This is a genomic window from Pseudomonas sp. EA_65y_Pfl1_P113 (assembly GCF_963970525.1).
GTDB classification, from domain to species: domain Bacteria; phylum Pseudomonadota; class Gammaproteobacteria; order Pseudomonadales; family Pseudomonadaceae; genus Aquipseudomonas; species Aquipseudomonas tritici.
Genome location: NZ_CAXAQM010000166.1, coordinates 1 through 712, shown reverse-complemented (window position 1 = coordinate 712; position 712 = coordinate 1). Strand labels below are relative to the sequence as shown.

Genomic DNA, 712 nt, shown 5'->3' with positions numbered 1-712 from the left:
TGAGGGAAGAGGAGGAGGAGTGGGCTCGCGGAATCCGGCGGTGGTGGAGCCGACCGGCCAGACAGGAGCACATCATGCGGAGCATCCTCGCATTCTACGAGATTGACCGAATCTACGGAGGTCCGGAAGAAGGAGGCTGGTGGTACGACAGCGGCACCTTTGTGCGCGCAATCACCATCCATTTCGACGACGAGACCGCGATCGCAGCGCAGCGTCGCGCAAACCGCCTTCTCGAGCGCTTGCAACGCCACAAGCCGGACGTGTCGTCGGTGATCTATGATGGCGGGCGCTACCGAGCCTACACCTTCTCGGGCCTGCCGCCCGAACGCTTCCCCGTCGAGCGGCCAAGATATTCCTGACCGCATCCGCGGTCGCCCCCCCCATCGAAACCTTGAAGGAAACGGTCATGCACCGCGTCCACTTCTACGACACCAGCGCGGCCGCCTACGAAGCGTGCCTCGATCAAAGCCCCTGCATCCTCGAAGGGGATGTCCTCGCCATCGTTCCCGAAGGTGTCATCGGCCTCGCGTCGACCGACCCGCTCGCGGTCACGATCGAGACGGGCGCACTGCGCACGCTCACGCCGATGTCGTCCGCACGAATCCTCCGCGAAACCACCCATGATGCGGACCAATGGCGTCACGCGGTCGAGCTCGCACTGGCACACCACTTGCCCATTGCGCCGCACTTCCTCCCGTTCGCCCTACGCTGC

General features: G+C 64.5%; 2 protein-coding genes. Both read left to right on the top strand.

Going from position 1 to position 712, the window contains the following annotated elements; all coding sequences use genetic code 11:
- Nucleotides 1-359: hypothetical protein (locus tag AACY52_RS28920; RefSeq protein ID WP_339561159.1), on the top strand; the 359-nt coding region annotated here is incomplete at its 5' end.
- A gap of 47 nt (nt 360-406) precedes the next feature.
- Nucleotides 407-712: hypothetical protein (locus tag AACY52_RS28915; protein WP_339561158.1), on the top strand; the 306-nt coding region annotated here is incomplete at its 3' end.